Source organism: Arthrobacter sp. 9E16 (genome assembly GCF_002929435.1).
GTDB classification, from domain to species: domain Bacteria; phylum Actinomycetota; class Actinomycetes; order Actinomycetales; family Micrococcaceae; genus Arthrobacter_B; species Arthrobacter_B sunyaminii.
This window is the reverse complement of sequence record NZ_PJIU01000002.1, coordinates 757,443-777,566: the sequence shown is the minus strand read 5'-3', so window position 1 is coordinate 777,566 and position 20,124 is coordinate 757,443. Positions and strand designations below refer to the sequence as shown.

Below are 20,124 nucleotides of genomic sequence, written 5' to 3'. Positions count from 1 at the left end.
TCAGTGAACAGAAAGCAGTGCGGTGCTAGATAAATCAACTCTCCAGGCGGTGGCCGATGAGCTGGTCGAGGCCAAGCGGACCCGGACCCCGGTTCCGCTGCTGACCGCCCGTTATCCCGAGATGACCATCGCGGATTCCTACGCGGTGCAGAACCTCTGGGCGGACCGGCTGTTAGCCTCCGGCCGCCGGCTCGCCGGGCACAAGATCGGCCTGACCTCCAAGGCCATGCAGGCCGCCACCGGCATCACCGAGCCGGACTACGGCGTCATCCTCGATGACATGGTGCTGGAAAACGGCTGCACCGTGCAGTGGGATGAATACACCCACCCCCGGATCGAGGTGGAGCTGGCCTTTGTGCTGGGCAAACCGCTGGCCGGCCCGCACTGCACCATCTTCGACGTTCTGGATGCCACCGACTACGTGGTTCCCGCCCTGGAAATCCTGGATTCCCGGATCGAGATGGAAGGCCGGACCATTGTGGACACCATCGCGGACAACGCCGCGATGGGCGCCATGGTGGTGGGCGGGAACCCGGTGAAGGCGGCCGACGTCGACCTGCGCTGGGTTTCCGCCCTGCTCTACCGCAACCAGGGCATCGAGGAAACCGGAGTGGCGGCCGGAGTGCTGAACCACCCGGCTGCCGGCGTGTACTGGCTGGCGAACAAGCTGGCTGGACACCAGACCTCGCTGGAAGCCGGGGAAATTATCCTCGCCGGCTCCTTCACCCGGCCCATGTGGGTCTACAAGGGCGACACCGTGTTCGCCGACTACGGACCGTTGGGAACCATCACATGCCGCTTCGAGTAGAGGAAACCTTCGCCGCACGGCTCGCCGCCCGCGGCCGCCAGACCGGCATGTGGGTCTGCTCCGGCAGCCCGCTGGTCGCGGAAATCTGTGCCGGTTCCGGCCTGGACTGGCTGCTGATCGATGCCGAACACAGCCCCAACGGGCTGGAATCCCTGCTGGCCCAGCTGCAGGCCGTGCACGGTTATCCGGTGGCCCCGGTGGTGCGCCCGCCGTCGGGGGATCCCGTGCTGATCAAGCAGTACCTGGACCTGGGCGCGCAGAACCTGCTGATCCCCATGGTGGACACCCCGGAACAGGCCGCCGACCTGGTCCGCGCCGTCCGCTACCCGCCGCACGGCATCCGCGGCGTGGGCAGCGCCCTGGCCCGGGCGTCCCGCTGGAACAGGATCGACGGTTACCTGCAGAACGCTGAGGACACCCTCACGCTGCTGGTGCAGATCGAGACGGCTGCCGCCGTGGACAATGTTGCTGCGATTGCCGACGTCGACGGCGTGGACGGGCTCTTCATCGGCCCCTCTGACCTGGCTGCCTCCATGGGCCACCTGGGCCAGCAGGATCACCCCGACGTGGTGGCCGCCGTCGAGCACTGCATCCGTGAGATCAAGGCCGCCGGCAAACCTGTGGGCGTGAACGCTTTCGCCGAGGCCACCGCCCGCCGCTATATCGCGGCAGGCGTCGACTTCATCCTGGTGGGTGCCGACGTCGCCCTTCTGGCCCGGGGGAGCGAGGCTTTGGCGGCCACCTACATTTCATCCGCGGACGACGACGCCCGCGCCAGTTACTGAAAAGGACGTTGTGCGGGTGCCCGGACCGTTGAGGCTTCCTGCGGTAGCGAGTTTCGGCGGGGGATGAAGCCGGTGCTGCCGGCCGGTTTTTCATCGAAGGCACGGAAAACCAGCGGCAGCCCGCGGGCGGTCCACGGGTCCGCCCGGTCCATGGCCTGCACATGCACGTGCGGCTGCGTGGAATTGCCGGAGTTTCCGCAGTCCCCGATGTGCTGGCCCTCCCTGACCTGCTCGCCGAAACTCACCCGGAGTGAACCGGACCTCAGGTGCATCACCCCAACCACTACGCCGCCGTCGGGCGTTTGGATCAGGACATGGTTGCCGGCAATGGCCCCGGCGCCCTGGCGCAGCCGGGCCTGCTGCCCCAGCAGATACGGCAGCAGGGCGAGCTGGGACCGGCGGGCTTCATGGTCACGTTCGCCGTCGTGGACTGCCACAACCTGACCGTTGACGGGGGCCAGGATCGGGCGGCCGAAGGAAAAGAAGAGGTCCGGGGGCTCGGTGCCCAGGACCGTGTGCCAGCTGACCGAGGGAGCCGTCCGGCCGTCGTCGTCCACGCCCACAAAATCGATGGCGTACGTTGTCGCGAGCAGATGCGTGCCGTGACTGGGCACCCGGCGCAGCGGGCTGTTCTCCACTTTCCAGGTGCCTGTGAACGGAAGCGCGACCTCCAGCGGATTCGGGGATGCCTTCATAGCGGTGCCTCTCTCCCTTCTAGACGCATATGATCCCCGAGTACCGTACCCAGACCAAGCAGCAAGATCAGTCGGTGGATGTCAGGCCCCGGCCGCCGTGCAATGGATGCGGGCACAGCTGCGCCTATGCTGGGCGGATGCGCCAAGACACGTCTCGATGGACCCCGGTCACCACCGAGCGGCTGTTGCTGCGCCGCATCATGGACACGGACCACAGTGCAGCCGTCCGCATCCACACGGATCCCAGGACCACCAGATACAACCGGAAGCCGCCCACCATCGAGAAGGCCGAAGAACTTCTGGAGTTCTTCCTCGGCCACTGGAACCGGGAAGGTTTTGGCTACTGGGCAGTGGCGGAGCGGGAGCAGCCGGAGACGGTCATCGGGTTCACCGGCCTGCACCGGGCGGTGGTTGCCGGCAGGGAGGTGCTGAACCTCTACTACCGCTACGATCCATCCGTCTGGCGCCGCGGCTATGCCACTGAAGGAGCCCGGGAAGCGGTGCGCCGGGGCAGGGAATTGCTGCCTGAACTGCCTGTGCTGGCCAGCATGTCGGACCGGAACCTTGCCTCTGTGAAAACAGCCCGGGCCGCGGGGCTGCAGCGCCGGAGCTCGCTGGACCGGCAGATTGGGCGCGACGTGGACATCTATTTCACCCTCGGTTGGCTGGACGGGCCCGATAGGAAGCGGCCCCGGTAAGCCGGGCACCGTTGACTCTCCGTCTCCCGCGGACGGACAGTGGACACATGCCAAGAAGAGCTGCACCGTTGTGGGACGCGCTCGCCGAAACGGTCCGTTCGGGCTGGTGCCCGGGGCTGGTGGCAGGCGTCCGGATCAACGGCGAGACTGAGGTCTTTGCCGCCGGTTCCCTCGATACCTCCGCATCCGCCCCGATGAGAGAAGACACGCCGTTCCGGATTTCGTCGCTCAGCAAGCTGATGGGCGGGGCGCTGGCCCTGTCCCTGGTGGCGGACGGAATGCTGGAACTGGACGACGACGTCGCGCGGTGGCTTCCGGCGCTGGCGGCCCCGCGCGTCCTGGCCACCCCCGATGCACCGCTGTCCCTGACCGTGCCCGCCCGCAGTCCGATCACTGTCCGCCATCTGCTCACGTTCACTGCCGGGCTTGGCATCGACTTCGGACGCACTCCTTACGCGGCGGCCACACGCGAGCTTCTATGGGGACCGAATCCGCCGGCGGTGGCACCCGAAGAGTATCTGGCGCAGGTCGCGGCCCTGCCTCTAGCGCATCAGCCGGGGGACCGCTGGATATACCACGCCGCCGCGGATGTTCTCTCGGTCCTGCTGCCGGCCGTTGCGCTCACGCCGTTGGGGCAACTCCTGGAGGAACGGATCGCCGTGCCGTTTGGGCTGTCCGGTACCGGATTCCCCACCGGGAACGAGCAGTTTCCCGCCGTGTATGAGGCAGTTGAGGGCGGTCTGCGGGAAGCGGAGTCCTACCGGGACGTCTTTGCGGCTCCGCCGGTGTTCGGCTCGCTCGCCGGAGGTCTGGTCTCCACGGTTCCGGACTATCTGGCTTTCCTGGCCGGATTGGCCGATGACACTGTGCTGCCGCCTGACCTCCGGGAGCAGATGACGGCTGACCAGCTGACCTCGCGGCAGCGTGCCGGCATGATCGAGATGTCCGGGCCGGACGAATCCTGGGGCTTCATGACGGCGGTGCAGGTCGGCGCGGGCGCTCCGTGGTCCGAACCGGGCATGTGGGGCTGGTCCGGCGGCTCCGGGGTGAGCGCCGCCGTCTGTCCCAACGGGGATATTGGCGTCATTTTCACCCAGCGCTTCATGGCCGGACCGAACGATACGTTCGATTTCTTCTGGGAACCCTTCGGCCGGGTTCGGGACAAGCGTCCTCCGGGGATTAGTTGGTGAGCGAGGGGGCACTTTTGGGGGTGAACCTTTTGCCGGTGCGGGACCTTTGCTAGAACTGCCGTGGTGAGGGCAGCCGTCCGGACGCAGCATTCAAGCCAGGATTGTGAAGTGAAGCCATGAGTACAGGGAAGAACACCGGAGGGGAATTGTGGGCCCTTATCCACGCGGAGCGCGCCAAACTGGCTGAGGATCTAGAGAACCTGTCCGAGGAACAGTGGCGGCACGGCACACTGTGCACCGGCTGGACGGTTGAGCAGGTCCTGGCACACCTCACCGCAGCGGCAAGCACCAACCAGCGGCAGTGGATGCGGAGCATGATCGGCGCCCGCTTCCGTCCCGACATCCACAACCAGCGGCGGCTTGCCGAACATCTGGGCTCCACCCCGGCGCAAACACTGAAGGGGTTCCGGGCCGTCATCAACAGCACCACCGCGCCCTCCGCCCACACCGCAGCGTACCTGGGTGAAGTGCTGGTGCACGCCCAGGACATCCGCCACCCGCTGGGATTGACGCGGACCCCGGGTCCGGAGGCGCTGGATCCGGTGGCTGGGTTTTTTGCCTCCCGCGACTTCGCCGTTCCCAGCAAAACCTACGCCGAGGGTCTTCAGCTCCGGGCCACGGACAGCGCCTTCAACGCAGGCTACGGATTCCTTGTTACGGGACCGGTCCTTGCCCTGGTCATGAGCTTGGCCGGCCGCGCCGCGTATCTGGATCAGCTCGCCGGACCAGGGGCATCCACGCTGCGGGCCCGGGTGGAACGGAACCTGGCAACGGTTCCAGCACCGCCCGCGTCCGGGACGGGATCCGTTGCCCAGTAAACCAGGGCCAGGATCGGAAGGATTACGCCCAGGCTGGTGAACAGCTCCAGCACGGCAGGTCCCTGCCCGCTGACCTCGCCGGTCAGGGTCATCGTGACGGTGATGGAAGAGAGCATAAACACCGGCACCATGGCCACTGCCAGGGCCGTCCCCATCGCGCGCACCCTGGCCCGCCGCCGTCGTACTGACACCCACAGTGCCGGCAGGATCAGGGCAATCCAGACCCAGTGGTGGAACCAGGAGATGGGGGAGATGGCCAGCATCACCACGGCATTGGCGCTGATCGCCGCGACTTTGTCCCCGCGCCCGTCAGCGCGGCGGATGGCCAGGAAACCCAGCACGACGACGGCGGCACAGGCCAGGAGCCACAGCGGGCGCTGCAGGAACTCGGGGGTGCCCAGATGCACCATCAGCGAGTTCAGCGACACGTTGTACATGTCGGTGGTGTCGCCCACGCGCGCGGGGTCGGACAACGCCTCAAACCAGAACGTGCGCGACTGCGCCGGTGCTGCAATCCAGCCCACGGCCACAGTGGCAGCAAAAGTGGCTCCCATGGTGAAGATGGAGCGCCAGTCGCGGCGCACCAGGAAAATGAGCCCGAAGGCCAGCGGAGTCAGCTTGATGCCGGCCGCCAGCCCGATCAGGACACCGCGCGGCACGCGGCCGGCGGGACGGAGAAGGTCAGCCACGATCAGCAGCATGAGCATTGGATTGATCTGGCCGAAGCCCAGGCCTTCACGCCACGGCCCGAGCAGACCGATCAACACGGTGGCCAGGACAATGACTCCTGCCGGGCCGCCAAGCACAGCCCGGAGCCGTGCGGGGACGGTGTCATTGACCTGCAGATAGCGGGACACCAGAACCGCAGTCACCAGCAGGCAGAGACAGGAAGTTGCGGTCAGCAGCACCAGTCCGGCCGCTTCGGGCAGGAAGGCAAAGGGGGCCAGCAGGAGCGCGGCGAACGGCGGATACGTGAACGGCAGCCCGCGGGTGTCGGTCTCCACCAGGCTCGGGTCATACAGCTGGTGCTCGCTCTTTCCCAGGAACGCCAGCGCACCCTCGCGGTACACGGTGAAATCCAGCCCATGGATCTGGGCGCCGAAAACTACGAGCGCGAGAGCGGCGGGTACGCCCAGGATCAGCCAGAGAAGCGCGGTGCGGTGCCGCGTGCCGTGAGCAGTCGTCGATAAAGCCATGCCTGCCAGTCTAGTTTGGCCGGTGATCTCCCAACGTCCCCCGTATATTCCTCAGCAGGCTTACTGTTGTATCCGTTGTACCGGTGGGCAGCAGGATGCAAACGCAGCGAAAGGAACGGCATGAGCGAGGAACGCCGCAGGGAAATCGGGGAGTCGGAAGCCCCCGTTGAGGACGAACTGCAGGATTCCTTTGAAAACACCATCACCGAAGGGGCGGAACGGTTGCACCGCACATTCCGGGCCGTCCTGGTGACCGGAGTGTTCGGTGGACTCGAGGTGGGGTTGGGCGTCATGGCCTATCTGGCCGTGATGCATCAAACCGGAGACCATCTGCTGGCCGGAATAGCCTTCAGCGTGGGTCTAATTGCGTTGTTCCTGGCCCACAGTGAGCTCTTTACCGAGAATTTCCTGATGCCGGTGGCGGCCGTGGTGGCCAAAGAGGCCAGCCTGCGGCAGCTCGCCAAGCTCTGGGGAGTCACACTGCTGGGCAATCTGGCGGGCGGCTGGATCATCATGTGGATTGTCATGCAGGCCTTTCCACAGTGGGAAAGCCTCATCGAGGAATCCGCCCGGCACTTCACCGACGCCCCGTTTTCCCTGCAGACTGTTGCCCTGGCCGTTCTGGGCGGAAGCACGATTACCCTGATGAGCCGCATGCAGCAGGGCACCTCGTCGGATCCGGCCAAGATCGTAGCCACCGTGATCGGCGGGTTCCTTCTTGCCGGACTCCAAATGTTCCATTCCATTCTCGATTCCCTGCTGATCTTCGGGGCCATTCAGTCCGGTGCCGGCATTACCTACCTCGAATGGCTCAGCTGGTTTGGTTACACGCTGCTCTTCAACATGCTGGGCGGACTGGTTCTGGTCACGGCCCTGCGCCTGGTCCGGACGAAAGAGCTGCTGAAGGAACGCCGTGATGCGGCCCCCGCGGACCCGGACGCTTCCCGCGGCGGTGCCTAGGTGTCCCGCCTGCTGCGTTTCCGGGGTTTGTTCCCGGTCTTGTGCTGCCTTGCAGCTGCCCTGACGGGATGCAGCGTCCAGACCAGCCCCGCCGAACCGGAATCGCCTGAATTCACATCGCTGACGGACGCTTACCGTGCGGTGGACGAGGTTGCGGCCTGTGATGAGACTCCGCCGGAGCCGCCGGCCGTCTACCTGCCGGACGGCGGCGCAACCGGCGAAGCTCTGATGTGCACCGGCAGCGTTGTGCTGTTCTGGTTCGAAACTGACCAGGAGCGCTCGGCTGTGCTCTATTTGCTGGCTTCGGCTGCAACTCCGGCAGAGGATAAGTGGGTGTATTTTGCCGAGGGCAAGAATTGGTTCCTGGCCGACATGTCCGATGTGCAGGTGGGGTCTGAACCTGACCGCAGGGTGAACGTCGCCGGGGTGGCGGAAGCGCTCGGTGCCGGATACACAGGTGCGGATGGCATGCATGCGGAGGTCAGGACGGGTCCGGCGGCGACCCTTCCCGTGCAGGTTCCCACCGCTGCGAATCCGCTTCCGGATGAATTTGGCAAGGGATCAAAGTTCTTCGCCGCGGTGCGGGAACATGCGCCCACGCTGACCCCGGAGCGTGTTGACGACGAGCAGCTGCTGGGAATCGGATCCCTGGCCTGCACCAATGCGGATGACCCGCAGAAGCAGCGCAAGTATCAGGAGTTCTGGATCCAGCGCGGTTTCACGGAATCCGAAGTGCAGGTGATCTTCACGGAAGCTCGCACGATGTGCTGACGGGCAGCTGCTGCCCGCCCCGCGCAGTTATTCTTCGTCAGCTGCATCGTGCGGAGCTGCGAGTCGAACTTCCTCCAGGTCCAGCCGTGCCTGGAGCTGAAGGAGCACCGTGTCATCAATCCGACGCTCGTCCCGCAGGCGGATCAGCGTGTTTCTTTTTCGGGCAATGAGTGCCAGGCCCAGTTCGCGGTACTGGCCGGCGCGGGTCAGGGCACGGGCGGCGCCGTCGTCGTCTGCGTCCGTTTCATTCGCCAGCGCTCTGAGGACACCTAGGCGTTGGTTGTATTCCGTCACCAGCTCATCAACCACCTGCTGGTCGGTGCCGAGCTCGGAGGCCAGCCGGGGCATGGCCTCAAGCGCGTCGTTGATGGCCGATGCCTGGGCGAAGCGCAGTTCCTCGGTACGGGCCTCGGTATCCTGCGGCAGCCGTGCCCAGCGCGCCACTGCCGGCAGCAGCGGAGCCTGCAGGACGAGGGTCACCACGATCACTCCCGCTGCGACAAAGATGATGAGATCCCGGTCCGGAAACGGTGTGCCGGCTGCCGTGGAACGCGGAGTCGCCAGGGCAGCCGCGAGCGAGACGGCACCGCGGAAGCCCGCCAATCCGCTGACGACACGTGCCCGGTTGCTGATTCTGCGGGCCCGTTGGCTTTCTCTGCGGTCCAGTAGCCGGATCAGATACGTGGTGCCGAACAGATAGGCCAAACGGACGGCAACGATCACCACCGTCACCACGCCGACCAGGACCAGGCCGCGGAACAGCTCACCACGGGTCAGCTCGGATATTGCCCTGGGAAGCTCCAGTCCAACCAGGACAAACAATGCGCCGTTCAGCAGGAAGGTGGCCAAAGACCAAAACGCCGTCATTTGACGGCGGGTGCCGGCCTGCACAACCCTCGGCCCCAGCCGTCCCATCGCAAGCCCGGCCACCACGACGGCGAGAACACCCGAGGCTTCCACCGATTCGGCGAGCACAAAAGCCGTGAAGGGCGACAGGATGGTGACCACGTTGCTCAGCAGCGGATCCTGAATCCAGCGGCGGACATGCACCCCCGCCCAAGCGGTGAGAGCCCCGGCGGCAATCCCGCCCGCATAAGCGAGCAGGAAGCGCCCGGAAACATCTGCCGCATCCAGTACCTCGGTGCGGGCAGTGGCCGCCACGGCCACGCCGTAAACTACCAGCGCGGTTCCGTCATTGATCAGGCTCTCCGCGCGCAGGACAGTAACGTACCGGTTCGGCAGCACGCGCGCCAGAGCGCCGACGGCGGTGGCATCCGTGGGCGCAATGGCGGCGCCCAGCACCCAGGCCGGTCCCCAGGGCAGCCCCAGGGTATGGGCTGCCGCGGCCACGGCCCAGGCTGTCACTATCACCAGGAGGGTGCCCATCAGCACGATGCCGCGCAGATTGCTCCGGACCTCCCGCAGCGACGTGCTGATGCTCTCCCAATAAAGCAGGACCGGCAGGAACAAAAACAGCACGGCCTCGGGCGGCAGCTCCACCTCAGCCAGGGCCGGAATCAGGCCCAGCAGGATGCCGCACGCCAGCAGCAGCACCGGGGCCGGCAGCCCCCACCTGCGCGCAGCAAGACTGCAGAGCAGCACCGCCGTGCACAGGATTACCACCAGCTCAGAGCCAAGCACCTTAGGCCCTCAACGGATTCGAAGCGAAAGCGATGCAGTTCTCCATTTCTCCACGGTAGAAGCGTCACAAAGCCAATGGCAGGGGCGGCAAGGGGAAGCGGGCGGTTCAAGTGGTGTTGAATTGCTCAGATGAGTGCAGTGAACCCGGACCAGGATGCCCCGTATCTCCGCTTGGATACCGCCGTCATGGAAGCGAACATCCGTGCCATGGCATCGTCCGCTCAAACCCGGGGGCTCGGCCTCTGGCCGCACGCCAAGACGCACAAATCCGCGAAGATTGGTCGACTGCAGCTGGCCGCGGGCGCAGAGGGCCTGACCGTGGCAACAGTGGGGGAGGCGGAAGTGTTTGCCGCCGCCGGTGCCCCGGGCATCTTCATTGCCTATCCGCTCTGGATGACGACGGCACGGGCGAAGCGCCTGCGCACGGTGGCCCGCCAAACGCTGCTGCGCATCGGCGTCGACTCTCCGGCAGCGGCTGATCAGCTGGCGCGCTTCGACATTCCCGCTGAGGTGATGATCGAGGTGGACTCCGGCCACCACCGCAGCGGCTGCCAGCCCGGGAACGCGGGTGAGCTTGCGGCACATGCCGGGCGTGTGGGGCTGAAGGTGGCGGGCGTGTTCACCTTCCCCGGCCACAGCTACGCTCCCGGCAACGGTTGTGCAGCGGCCGACGACGAAGGCCGGGCGGTCACCGAGGCGGTGGCCGGCCTCGAAAGTGCAGGTGTTGCGGCACCGGTGGTGAGCGGCGGTTCCAGCCCGTCCGCCGCTTACTCCCGGAACATGCTGACCGACATCCGGCCCGGCGTATATGTGTTCAATGATGCCCAGCAGCTGGAACTGGGTACCTGCTCCATGGAGGACGTTGCCCTGACTGTTGTGGCCACTGTGGTGTCAAAGCCTGCCGGGCGGGTGGTCCTGGACTCCGGAACCAAAACGCTGGGTGCTGATCGTCCGGTCTGGGCCACCGGGCACGGGCGCCTGCTGGAGCATCCTTCCGCGCGGATCACCGCCGCTTCGGAGCATCACGCCACGGTGGAAATGCCCGGGCCGCTGCCGGACCTGGGCAGCAGGGTGCTGGTGGTGCCCAACCACGCCTGCAACGCCGTGAACCTGCACGAGGAGTATGTGCTGGCTGGTGGAGCCGGTGGGTTCGATGAAGCCGGCGGGTTCGCAGGGTCATCAAGCTGGGCCGTGGATGCTCGGGGCATGAACTGATCTTCGGCTGAACCCGATAACGTCACCCGGGTCCGCTAGTGTCGGACGCAAAGGCACAACGGCGTGCCGGCAGCGGCAGCGGAGCCGCACAACAGGGGCAGAAAACGGGGGACTCATGGAAACCGAAGCTGAACATCTGGACGTGCTGATCATCGGCGCCGGACTAAGCGGGATCGGTGCTGCCTGCCGGTTGCGGCAGGACCATCCGGGCCGGTCCATCGCACTGCTGGAATCGCGCGGCCGGGCGGGCGGGACCTGGGACCTTTTCCGCTACCCCGGCATCCGCTCCGATTCAGACCTGTACACCTTCGGCTATGACTTTCGGCCGTGGCTCGAGGAGAAGGCCATTGCGGACGGCCCGAGCATCCTTTCTTATTTGTTGGAGACAGCCGCCGAACACGGAGTGGACGCCCTGATCCGCTACCACCACAGGGTGATCTGCGCAGATTGGTCCAGCAGGGACGCACGCTGGAACATCACCGTGGAGCGGACCAGGACTCCGGAACCCGGTCCGGATTCAGCACCGGACTCAGCCCCTGCCGAACCGGTGGGAACCGGAGAAACACTGCACCTGACCGCGGGTTGGATCTTCAACGCTGCCGGATACTACCGCTACGAAGAGGGGTACACCCCCGAGATCCCCGGGCGCGAGCAGTTCTCCGGGCGGATTGTGCATCCGCAGCACTGGCCGGAAGATCTTGATGTGTCCGGCAAACGGATTGCAGTAATCGGCAGCGGCGCCACCGCGGTGACCCTCGTGCCGGCGCTCGCAGAACTTGGTGCCCGGGTGACGATGATCCAGCGCACTCCCACTTACATTCTGCCCATTCCCGCGGAGGACCCGATCGCGCGCCGGCTGCGCGGCGTCGTCGGCCCCGAGCGCACCGGAAAGATCATGGCCGAAGTCAGTGCCCGCCGGCAGCGGGCCATCTGGGCCTTCTGCCAGCGGTGGCCCAACCTGGCCCGAAAGCTCATCCGCGGCATCCAAGCCAAGGTGCTGCCGGAGGGCTTTGACCTGGACACGCACCTGAATCCGCCCTACCGGCCGTGGGACCAGCGGCTGTGCGCGGTTCCGGACGGCGATTTCTTTAGGGCACTGGGCAGCGGCAACGCCACCATGGTCACCGGGCAGACGTCCGCGTTTACCGAACACGGCGTGCGCCTGGCGTCGGGGGAAGAGGTGGAAGCCGACGTCGTCGTGACCGCCACCGGGTTGGCCCTGCGGATCCTGGGCGGGATGGAACTGCGCCTGGACGGCGTGCCCGTGAACCTTGCGGAGACCGTGGCATACCGCGGCGTCATGCTCAGCGGCATCCCGAACATGGCGTTTGCCATCGGATACACCAACGCGTCGTGGACCCTGAAAGTTGGACTGCTGACCCGATGGTTCTCCCGGCTGCTGACCCGCATGGACCGCCTCGGCCACACTGCCGCAGTACCGGTGGCCCCGGCCGGCATGCCCACGCGGCCGCTGCTGGACTTTGGCGCCGGGTATATTCAGCGCAGCATGGCTGACTTGCCGCGGCAGGGAACGCAGGCGCCCTGGCTCATGACCATGAACTTCCTGGCCGACCGCCGGGACCTGCAAAAGGCCGCACTGGTTGATGAGCACCTGCAGTTCACTGGTCCGCAGGGGTCCCTGCCCGGTCCGCAGGACGAAGATCGCTTCGTGAATCTGGAGTCGGGGGTGCGGCTGTGCTATCGCATTGACGGGCCCGATGACGGTGAGCCGGTGGTTCTCGTGGCCGGCCTCGGGCTGGACCTGATGTCCTGGCCCGCTGCATTTGTGGACGGACTGGCAGCCGCCGGGTACCGGGTGATCCGCCTGGATAACCGTGACGCGGGGCGTTCGAGTCGAATGAATACCCCCGTGCCCAGCCTGCTGCACCAGGCCCTGGCCCGGCCCGTGCCCGGTGCCTACCGGATCGAGGATATGGCGGATGACGTCATCGGCCTGCTGGATCACCTGCAGGTGGACCGGGCACACCTGGCGGGGATGTCCATGGGCGGCATGATTGCCCAGTCCGTCGCGGCCCATTATCCGGACCGGGTCCTGACCCTGACTTCGATCATCTCCACCACCGGAGCCCGGAAAATCGGTGCCGCGGCACTGTCAACCAAACGCCGGTTTGCCGCCCGGCCGCCGCGGACACGGGAGGAGTTCATCAAGGACCGGGTGGGCATGATGCGCCATCTTTCCGGGCGGGTGAATCCTGCGGACCCGGCGGAAGAGGCCAGGATCGGCGGACTGGCCTGGGACCGGGGCATTTATCCGGACAACGGAACAGCACGTTCCCGGCACCTCGGTGCCATCAACGCCTCTGCGGACCGGACGGCCGACCTCGCCGGAATCAAGGCGCCAACACTGGTAATCCACGGCGACCGGGACCCCATTGTGCATCCAAGCGGGGGAGCGGCAACCGCTGCAGCCATTGCCGGCTCACGCCTGGTGACGGTGCCCGGCATGGGCCACTACTTCCACCCCGCCGTGGTGCCCGAGCTGCTGCGGCTCATGATCGGGCATCTTCCGGCGGGACGGACGGCAGAGGAGTCCGCGTACTGAGACTTCCTACTGGCCCATTCCGGGGGAAACCGGAACGAAGTTGATCTTGTTGTTGTCCAGGACCCGCTTGTTGGCGATGCGGGTGAAACCCTTGGCGTCCAAGTGGTTCTTGGCGCGGAAATCTGCCAAGGCGTCGTCGTACGCCTTATTGATCTGTGCGCCGGTGAGTACTTCCGTGCTGCCGTCAGTGAAAACGATGCTGACGGGAGCCGATTTGGGGAAGTGCCGGTCCATGCGAATGAAGCCGTCGTTGTCCTGCTGAAGAGAGATCAAGTGGTTCCGCCTTTAGAGATGATGAGGTTCCAGTCTTCCCTATATCTGGGCCTGCGCCGTACCAACCCCTGTACCTGCCGGTCCGCGGCCGACGGCGATCGTTGCCTCGGGGCCCTCACTGGTGATGATTTCAGACCGCAGGTCCTGCGCCGCCATGAGTTGGGCCACGGTGGCGGACTGCTCCCTGCTGCACTCCACCACCAGTGATCCGCCCGGGCGCAGCCATGCCGGTGCTGCGCTGATGATGCGCCGGAGAACAGTCACGCCGTCGGCGCCCCCGTCGTGGGTAATTGCAGGTTCATGGTCGCGCGCTTCCGGAGGCAGGGTGTCCAGTTTCGAAGTGGGGACATAGGGGGCATTCGCAACGACGACGTCGACCCGCCGGAGCAGGGTTTGCGGCAGCGCACTGAACAGATCACCGGCCAGGACGGTTGCCCGGCCGGCCAGGTTGATGCGTGCACATTCGATCGCTGCGGGGTGGATGTCGACGGCATAGGCCTTCAGGGAATGGCCGGTGCGCGAGGCGACGGCCAGGCTGACGGCTCCGGAGCCGCAGCAAAGCTCGACGAGCACCGGGTTGGTCAGGGCGCTGACCAGGGCTATGGCGTGAGCGGCCAGCAGTTCCGTCCGCCGGCGGGGGATGAAGACGCCGGCGGAGACCGTTATCCGCAGGCCGTAAAACTCGGCCCATCCGAGCACCTGTTCAAGCGGAAAACCGGCGCACCGCCGCAGGACCATCTGCTCCAGATTCTCGGAGCCGGCAGTTTCGGCGCTGCGCTTTGCGGCTTCGGCGAGAAGAAGACTGGCCTCATCCTCGGCGAAAACACAACCGGCCCCTCGGAGCCGTGCGGCCAGCAGTTCTTCGGGAATGGTCCGGTGCACAGGGATACTTTCACAGCTACGGCAGCGTGGGGCAAGGGACGGAGGCGGGCGTGAAGCTGCCGCTAGCTGATCCTCACAAGCGTAAACATGAAGGGAGGATGGGGTCCGGGCATGTCCATTGCCCCCAGCAGCGTGTTCGCGTCCACTCTGCGAAAGGCATCGTTGATTGGCAGGGAATCGTAGATCATGGTGACTGACACCACGCCGCGGTATTCCATCAGACGGAGTCTGGCCTTCGGCTGTGTCGTTCGGAGCAGGCGCAGCAACGGGCGGATGACGCGGCCGGCGGCCGGACGGCGCAGGATGGGGCCGAGCTTCAGGGCTGTCCGCAGCGGAACAAACCACGGATTCACCTCGAAGAGGTTGCCGTCCCTGCCGCTGAAGACCAGCGGGTGTGCGGACTCGGGGCCCTCGAATCTCTTTCCCTGCCACCCGAGGCTGCCCAGAACGCCGTCGAGGGGATGGCCGGTTGGCACTTCTGCTCCCTGCCATGAGCCGGTGAGTTCGTCGATGCAAACCGGCGGGAGGGAATCGAAAAATGCCAGGGCTTCGCTGGAGGTGGTTCCGCCGCTGAGGGCGTTCAGTCCGGCCAGCGCTGGGGTGACATCGTTGTTGGGACTGCTGCCGGTGGGGTTCCCGAGGCGGGCACCGGACAGCGGTGCATAGGCTTCCCAATGTCCACCGGCACTCTCGAGCTTTTCGGCATCGGAATTTGCGTCCTCATAGCTGGAGGTGAAGGCTCGCGCGGCCGCAGGATTTGTTGCAGGCGCACTGCTGCGAATTGTGCGGCTCTTTCCATTGCTGTTCTCGAACGTCACAACAAAGTCACTCCCCAGCTCTGCTGCAATTTGAGCGGCCAACGCTCTTCCCCGCTCCCCGTGAGTTCGGTCCTTACGCTGTGGTGCTGTCTTGTCACCGTTGGCTGTCGCATCCGTAATCGAGGCGTAGTAGCGGCTTTCCCAGGCGGCCAGGTCCGCTTTGAGCTGTTCACTAAGCTGTGAGTCCCCGAAGTCGACGGGACCGCCAGGGAGCCAAACAGGAGATTCGGCCCATCCGGGAAACACTCGGACGGGGATGGGAACGCGATGGTGGTCCACTGGGCCTTCTTCCATGCGACGGGTTTTCGACGTTAGGTGAAATGTACGTGAAAGGTACCTCTGAGCAAACGTTATGAAACCCGCGGCACTCAGTCCGGGCGCCAGAACACCAGTACTTTTTCGAAGAAACTTGAGTAGGGCCGCCTTCCAATTATGCCGGGCGCAGAAGCTAAAATAGAACATATGTACTACTCGTGAAGGCTGAACGGCACGGAGGCTCCAGATTGAAAACCGCAGTCATCCCAGGTCGGCCTCCCCTTGAAGGGAGGACTTCTGACGGCAGCGCTCGCCTCTGCGGTCCCGGCGGAAAGCAGGCTGTTGACCCGGCTGTTGAGTCAGCGTCGGTGGAGGTGCTGGAGGCTGCTGAGCGTGCCCGGTTGATTGATGAGATTCGGTTGCTGGAGGAGCTAAAGTCCGCGGCTGCAGCGGCGCAGGCTCGGGCTGCGGCGGCGTTTGATGCCTCGACCCGCCGTGCCCAGGTCCGGGCGGGGCTGGCGGCGGAGCAGTTGGGCCGGGGTGTGGGCGCGCAGGTGGGGTTGGCCCGCCGGGAGTCCCCGCACCGGGGCAACCGGTTGCTGGGCTTGGCCAAGATCCTGACCGCGGAGATGCCGTGCACTTTGCAGGCGTTGAGTGTGGGGGTGCTCAGTGAGTGGCGGGCGACGCTGTTGGTGCGGGAGACGGCGTGCCTGTCCCGGCAGGACCGGGGCCGGGTGGATGCGGTGGTGGCCGGAGACCTGGCGGGGTTGGGGGCCCTGGGTGATCGGGCGCTGGTAGCCCGGGTGAGGTCGGTGGCGTACGGGTTGGATCCGCAGTCGGTGGTGAACCGAGCGGCGAAGGCGGTTGAGGGCCGGTATGTGTCGTGTCGTCCGGCGCCGGACACGATGACGTATTTGACGGGGTTGTTGCCGGTGGCCCAGGGGGTGGGGGTGTTCGCGGCGTTGTCGCGGGAAGCTGACCGGTTGCGTGCTGCCGGGGATTGCCGGGGCCGGGGTCAGATTATGGCCGATACGTTGGTGGAGCGGGTCACGGGGCAGGCGCGGGCGGAGGATGTGCGGGTGGAAGTGCAGCTGATCATGACGGACCGGGCGTTGCTGGCCGGGGTGCTGCCCGCAGGTGTCATGGATGCCGTTGTCCTGGATGCCGGTGCTCCTGATGCCGGTGTTCCTGATGGTTCGGAGCCGGCGGTGTTGGCGGGGTACGGGGTGGTGCCGGCGCAGTGGGCGCGGGACCTGATCCGCGGCAGCGGGCCGGACACTGGGTCGGGTTCCGGATCATCATCCGCCGCGGTTGACCTTCATGGTGCTGAAGGAACATTGTCGGGGTGGGGCAGGCCGCGGGTGCGGCCTGATCCGCGGACTGAGGTGTGGCTGCGGCGGTTGTATGCGGTTCCCGGGTCGGGGCGGTTGGTGGCGATGGACTCGAAGGCACGGTTGGTGCCGAAGGGGTTGGCACGGTTTATCGCAGCTAGGGACCGGGTGTGCCGGATGCCGTGGTGTGGTGCTCCGATCCGGCATTATGACCATGTTGTGCCGGTTCGTGAGGGTGGCTTGACGTCGGCGGAGAATGTTCAGGGTTTGTGTGAGGCCTGCAACCAGGCCAAGGAAGCACCCGGCTGGACCGCCCGAACCGCGCAGGACATCGCGGACCACACTCCGGACGGCAGGCACACGGTTGTGACCACTACGCCTACGGGGCATGTCTATCGGTCCATTGCTCCTTCTCCGCCGGCTCTGGAGTAAAGGTGTTGGCAGAAGACAGGTCCGGACACGGGAGAATGGACCGGTGAGCACACAGCATTCAACCGGCAATCCGGACCGTTCAAACGTTCTGACCAAGGCTCCCTTCAACCTGGAGCGCATCGGCGCGGGGCTGGTCTTTGCCGAGGCGCTCCCGGATCTGGCGGCGGCCCTGGACCCCGCGACCGGGAAGAACGCCGCCGTGGTGCAGGCCCCGCCGGGAACCGGCAAGACCACATTGGTTCCTCCGTTGCTCGCCAATCTGCTGGTCTCGCAGGAGAGCGCCGGCGAAGGGCGCACCGCTCCGGCGCTCACCGCCGAAAGGCCTCAGCGGATTGTCGTAACACAGCCGCGCCGGGTGGCGGCGCGTTCGGCCGCGCGCCGGCTCGCTGCTTTGGACAACAGCCGTGTTGGTGCCCGGATCGGTTACACAGTGCGGGGAGAAAGCCACACCAGCCCGGAAACCATCATCGAGTTCGTGACCCCCGGCATCCTGCTGCGCCGGCTGCTGGCTGACCCGGGGCTGGAAGGAACATCCGCCGTCGTCCTTGATGAAGTGCACGAGCGCGGGTTGGAAACAGACCTGTTGCTGGGCATGCTCACCGAAGTCCGGCAACTGCGCGATGACCTGACTCTGGTCGCCATGTCGGCGACCTTGGATGCACCCCGCTTTGCTGCGCTGATTGGCAGCGGGGATGGAAGTGAGAGAGACGGGGCCGGCCCGGTTCCCGTCGTCGGCTGCGCCTCGGCACTGTATCCGCTGGACGTTCGGTGGGCGCCGGCACCGTCCCTGCGTCTGGACGAGCACGGGGTGACCCGTAGTTTCCTCCATCACGTGGCGGATACGGCGGCCGCTGCACACAGCGAACTGCTGGCCGGAAATCCAGAGGCCGATGCCCTCGTCTTCGTACCTGGCGCCTGGGAAGTCTCCCATGTGGCCGCACGCATCCGCAGTAGCGCCGGAGCCGGAACCGAGGTGCTGGAGCTGCACGGGCAGATCGACCCGCGGGAACAGGATCGGGCCGTCTCGGGGAGGTCAGCCGGCGGCAAGCCGCGAATCATCGTCTCCACCAGCCTGGCTGAATCCTCCCTAACAGTCCCTGGGGTCCGTCTGGTCATCGATTCCGGATTGGCACGGGAACCGCGCCGGGACGCGGCACGCGGCATGTCGGGATTGGTGACCGTTTCCTGCTCCCGGGCATCCGCTGAACAGCGCGCCGGACGTGCCGCCCGCCAGGGACCGGGACGCGTTGTCCGGTGCTATGACGAACGAACCTTCGGAGCCGCACCGGCACACCAGACACCTGAGATCTCCGTTGCAGACCTGACGGCTGCAGCTCTGGTCCTGGCCTGCTGGGGCGCGCCGGGCGGTGAAGGATTGGCGCTGCCGGATGCACCGCCGCATAGGGCCATGGAAGATGCTCAAACCGTGCTGCGGGATCTTGGTGCCGTGGAAACCTCCGGCGCCGTCACCCCGATGGGTAAAACACTGGCAGGAATACCAGCCGATCCCCGCTTGGCGCGGGCCCTGCTGGACGGATCCGGTGTTGTTGGCGTTCGCACGGCGGCAGAGACCGTGGCCCTGGTTTCCGGAGACCACCGCGCTCCGGGCGCCGACCTCACGCGCCTTCTCACCGCCCTGCGCTCGGGACGGGACCCCGGGGAGAGACGCTGGTCGGAGGATGTGCGGCGCATGGAGTCCATCGCCCGGCGTGACGCCCGGCGTGAAGAAGCAGCGCGCCGTGAAGAATCTCTTGATGTGGCAGCCACCGACGCCGTTGGCTTCGTGATCGGGCTCGCGTTTCCGGACCGCATCGCCCGCCGGGTGCCCGGAGAAGGACCTGAGCGCTATCTGCTCTCCTCCGGGACACGTGCCGGCTTGCCGGCCGGAAGCCCGCTGACAGGCCATGAATGGCTGGCAGTTGCCGAAGTGACCCGCGCCCAAGGCCGGGATGCGGCGGGAACGGGAGCCGTGATCCGTTCCGCCGCTCCGTTGAGCGAGGAAGCTGCTGCCTCCGCGGCACGGCATCTGCTCACGGACACGGTGGAGGCACGCTTTGTGTCCGGCCGCGTCACGGCGCGGCGGGAACGCAGGCTGGGAGCGATCGTGTTGTCCTCAACGCCCGTCCGCCCGTCGGCCGAGGAAGGGAAACCGGCAGTGGCACGTGCCCTGGCATCGGAGGGCCTCGGAGTCATCGGGTTTTCTCCCGCCGCGGATTCCCTCCGCCGCCGCATGGCCCTGATCCGCCGGGAGCTGGGGGAGCCGTGGCCGGATGTTTCGGAGCCGGCGCTGCTGGCCAGGCTGGAGGACTGGCTGGCACCGGAACTGAACGCCCTGGCCGCCGGTGCCTCCGTGAACGGCATCGATCTCACCGAGCCGCTGCGCCGGCTGCTGCCCTGGCCCGAGGCCTCACAGTTGGCCGAGCTTGCACCGGAGCGGCTCGCCGTTCCCAGCGGCTCCCATGTGCGGATCACTTATCCGGACCCCGACGACGACGGCCGCCCGGTGGTGGCAGTCAAACTGCAGGAGTGCTTCGGCTGGGCAGAAACCCCGCGGCTGGTGAATGGCAGGGTGCCGGTGCTGTTCCACCTGCTCTCACCGGCACGCCAGCCCCTTGCCGTAACGGATGACCTGGCCTCATTCTGGGCCGGGCCTTATCAGCAGGTCCGGGCGCAGATGCGCGGCAGATATCCCAAACATCCCTGGCCCGAGGATCCCTGGTCGGCGAAGGCCACGGCAAAAACGAAGGCAAGGATGTAGCTGCGACGGGTATCACGTGGGTGACTCCGCGGCTG

General features: G+C 66.1%; 17 protein-coding genes. 11 read left to right on the top strand and 6 right to left on the bottom strand.

Annotated features, from left to right (window positions below; all coding sequences use genetic code 11):
• Window positions 1-22 precede the first annotated feature (22 nt).
• On the top strand, window positions 23-808 hold the full coding sequence (hpaH, locus tag CXR00_RS10280; protein ID WP_104054402.1) for a 2-oxo-hept-4-ene-1,7-dioate hydratase: 786 nt from the start codon (window positions 23-25) through the stop codon (window positions 806-808).
• Window positions 793-1,593, top strand: a complete 801-nt coding sequence (locus tag CXR00_RS10275) for an HpcH/HpaI aldolase/citrate lyase family protein (protein ID WP_181032522.1) — start codon at window positions 793-795, stop codon at window positions 1,591-1,593. The genes hpaH and CXR00_RS10275 overlap by 16 nt, the downstream gene beginning before the upstream one ends.
• Here the strand turns inward: CXR00_RS10275 and CXR00_RS10270 are convergent.
• Complete coding sequence (locus CXR00_RS10270) at window positions 1,587-2,288, bottom strand: M23 family metallopeptidase (RefSeq protein ID WP_104054401.1); 702 nt, start codon at window positions 2,286-2,288, stop codon at window positions 1,587-1,589. The genes CXR00_RS10275 and CXR00_RS10270 overlap by 7 nt on opposite strands.
• Window positions 2,289-2,425: 137 nt before the next feature.
• Here CXR00_RS10270 and CXR00_RS10265 point away from each other — a divergent pair, with 137 nt between their 5' ends.
• From CXR00_RS10265 to CXR00_RS10255, 3 genes are all read left to right on the top strand, one after another.
• On the top strand, window positions 2,426-2,986 hold the full coding sequence (locus tag CXR00_RS10265) for a GNAT family N-acetyltransferase (RefSeq protein WP_181032271.1): 561 nt from the start codon (window positions 2,426-2,428) through the stop codon (window positions 2,984-2,986).
• A gap of 47 nt (window positions 2,987-3,033) precedes the next feature.
• A complete protein-coding gene (locus tag CXR00_RS10260) occupies window positions 3,034-4,176 on the top strand; it encodes a serine hydrolase (RefSeq protein ID WP_104054399.1) in 1,143 nt (380 codons plus the stop codon).
• Window positions 4,177-4,292: 116 nt separating this feature from the next.
• Window positions 4,293-4,994: a maleylpyruvate isomerase family mycothiol-dependent enzyme gene (locus CXR00_RS10255; protein WP_104054398.1), complete on the top strand. Its 702-nt coding sequence runs from the start codon at window positions 4,293-4,295 to the stop codon at window positions 4,992-4,994.
• Here CXR00_RS10255 and CXR00_RS10250 read toward each other — a convergent pair.
• The gene (locus CXR00_RS10250; RefSeq protein WP_104054397.1) at window positions 4,889-6,190 is read right to left on the bottom strand and encodes a glycosyltransferase 87 family protein; all 1,302 of its coding nucleotides are present in this window, start codon (window positions 6,188-6,190) and stop codon (window positions 4,889-4,891) included. The two genes, CXR00_RS10255 and CXR00_RS10250, sit on opposite strands and share 106 nt — an antisense overlap.
• A gap of 120 nt (window positions 6,191-6,310) precedes the next feature.
• Here CXR00_RS10250 and CXR00_RS10245 point away from each other — a divergent pair, with 120 nt between their 5' ends.
• Together CXR00_RS10245 and CXR00_RS10240 are read left to right on the top strand one after the other, a co-directional pair.
• Window positions 6,311-7,150: a formate/nitrite transporter family protein gene (locus CXR00_RS10245; RefSeq protein WP_104054396.1), complete on the top strand. Its 840-nt coding sequence runs from the start codon at window positions 6,311-6,313 to the stop codon at window positions 7,148-7,150.
• A 141-nt stretch (window positions 7,151-7,291) separates the two neighbouring features.
• Entirely contained in the window at window positions 7,292-7,921 is a 630-nt protein-coding gene (locus CXR00_RS10240; protein WP_146068825.1) for a hypothetical protein, read from the top strand.
• Window positions 7,922-7,948: 27 nt separating this feature from the next.
• Here CXR00_RS10240 and CXR00_RS10235 read toward each other — a convergent pair whose 3' ends face one another.
• A complete protein-coding gene (locus tag CXR00_RS10235; RefSeq protein WP_104054394.1) occupies window positions 7,949-9,562 on the bottom strand; it encodes a Na+/H+ antiporter in 1,614 nt (537 codons plus the stop codon).
• 129 nt (window positions 9,563-9,691) lie between these two features.
• On the opposite strand from CXR00_RS10235, the gene CXR00_RS10230 reads away from it, so the two are divergent.
• Together CXR00_RS10230 and CXR00_RS18540 are read left to right on the top strand one after the other, a co-directional pair.
• Window positions 9,692-10,777 carry an alanine racemase gene (locus tag CXR00_RS10230; protein ID WP_104054393.1) on the top strand — a complete coding sequence of 362 codons (1,086 nt, stop codon included), beginning with the start codon at window positions 9,692-9,694 and terminating at the stop codon, window positions 10,775-10,777.
• Window positions 10,778-10,892: 115 nt separating this feature from the next.
• Entirely contained in the window at window positions 10,893-13,340 is a 2,448-nt protein-coding gene (locus CXR00_RS18540) for an alpha/beta fold hydrolase (protein WP_104054392.1), read from the top strand.
• A gap of 6 nt (window positions 13,341-13,346) precedes the next feature.
• On the opposite strand, the gene CXR00_RS10220 is transcribed toward CXR00_RS18540, so the two are convergent.
• The 3 genes from CXR00_RS10220 to CXR00_RS10210 form a co-directional block, all read right to left on the bottom strand.
• Complete coding sequence (locus tag CXR00_RS10220) at window positions 13,347-13,613, bottom strand: hypothetical protein (protein WP_104054391.1); 267 nt, start codon at window positions 13,611-13,613, stop codon at window positions 13,347-13,349.
• 39 nt (window positions 13,614-13,652) lie between these two features.
• Window positions 13,653-14,495 (bottom strand): putative protein N(5)-glutamine methyltransferase, encoded by an 843-nt coding sequence (locus CXR00_RS10215; protein ID WP_258060370.1) that lies wholly within the window; start codon window positions 14,493-14,495, stop codon window positions 13,653-13,655.
• A 62-nt stretch (window positions 14,496-14,557) separates the two neighbouring features.
• Window positions 14,558-15,355: a DUF4334 domain-containing protein gene (locus CXR00_RS10210; RefSeq protein WP_219815998.1), complete on the bottom strand. Its 798-nt coding sequence runs from the start codon at window positions 15,353-15,355 to the stop codon at window positions 14,558-14,560.
• Window positions 15,356-15,942: 587 nt separating this feature from the next.
• On the opposite strand from CXR00_RS10210, the gene CXR00_RS18535 reads away from it, so the two are divergent.
• Both CXR00_RS18535 and hrpB read left to right on the top strand, forming a co-directional pair.
• Complete coding sequence (locus CXR00_RS18535) at window positions 15,943-17,331, top strand: HNH endonuclease signature motif containing protein (RefSeq protein WP_258060369.1); 1,389 nt, start codon at window positions 15,943-15,945, stop codon at window positions 17,329-17,331.
• A 43-nt stretch (window positions 17,332-17,374) separates the two neighbouring features.
• Entirely contained in the window at window positions 17,375-20,089 is a 2,715-nt protein-coding gene (hrpB, locus tag CXR00_RS10200; protein ID WP_258060368.1) for an ATP-dependent helicase HrpB, read from the top strand.
• Window positions 20,090-20,124 lie beyond the last annotated feature (35 nt).

Excerpts from the sequence above, each read along its gene's own strand:
- CXR00_RS10260 (WP_104054399.1), top strand. The coding sequence starts at position 3,034 with ATGCCAAGAAGAGCTGCACCGTTGTGGGACGCGCTCGCCGAAACGGTC.
- CXR00_RS10270 (WP_104054401.1), bottom strand. The coding sequence starts at position 2,288 with ATGAAGGCATCCCCGAATCCGCTGGAGGTCGCGCTTCCGTTCACAGGC.
- CXR00_RS10265 (WP_181032271.1), top strand. The coding sequence starts at position 2,426 with ATGCGCCAAGACACGTCTCGATGGACCCCGGTCACCACCGAGCGGCTG.
- CXR00_RS10230 (WP_104054393.1), top strand. The coding sequence starts at position 9,692 with ATGAGTGCAGTGAACCCGGACCAGGATGCCCCGTATCTCCGCTTGGAT.
- CXR00_RS10255 (WP_104054398.1), top strand. The coding sequence starts at position 4,293 with ATGAGTACAGGGAAGAACACCGGAGGGGAATTGTGGGCCCTTATCCAC.
- CXR00_RS18540 (WP_104054392.1), top strand. The coding sequence starts at position 10,893 with ATGGAAACCGAAGCTGAACATCTGGACGTGCTGATCATCGGCGCCGGA.
- CXR00_RS10250 (WP_104054397.1), bottom strand. The coding sequence starts at position 6,190 with ATGGCTTTATCGACGACTGCTCACGGCACGCGGCACCGCACCGCGCTT.
- CXR00_RS10275 (WP_181032522.1), top strand. The coding sequence starts at position 793 with ATGCCGCTTCGAGTAGAGGAAACCTTCGCCGCACGGCTCGCCGCCCGC.
- CXR00_RS10245 (WP_104054396.1), top strand. The coding sequence starts at position 6,311 with ATGAGCGAGGAACGCCGCAGGGAAATCGGGGAGTCGGAAGCCCCCGTT.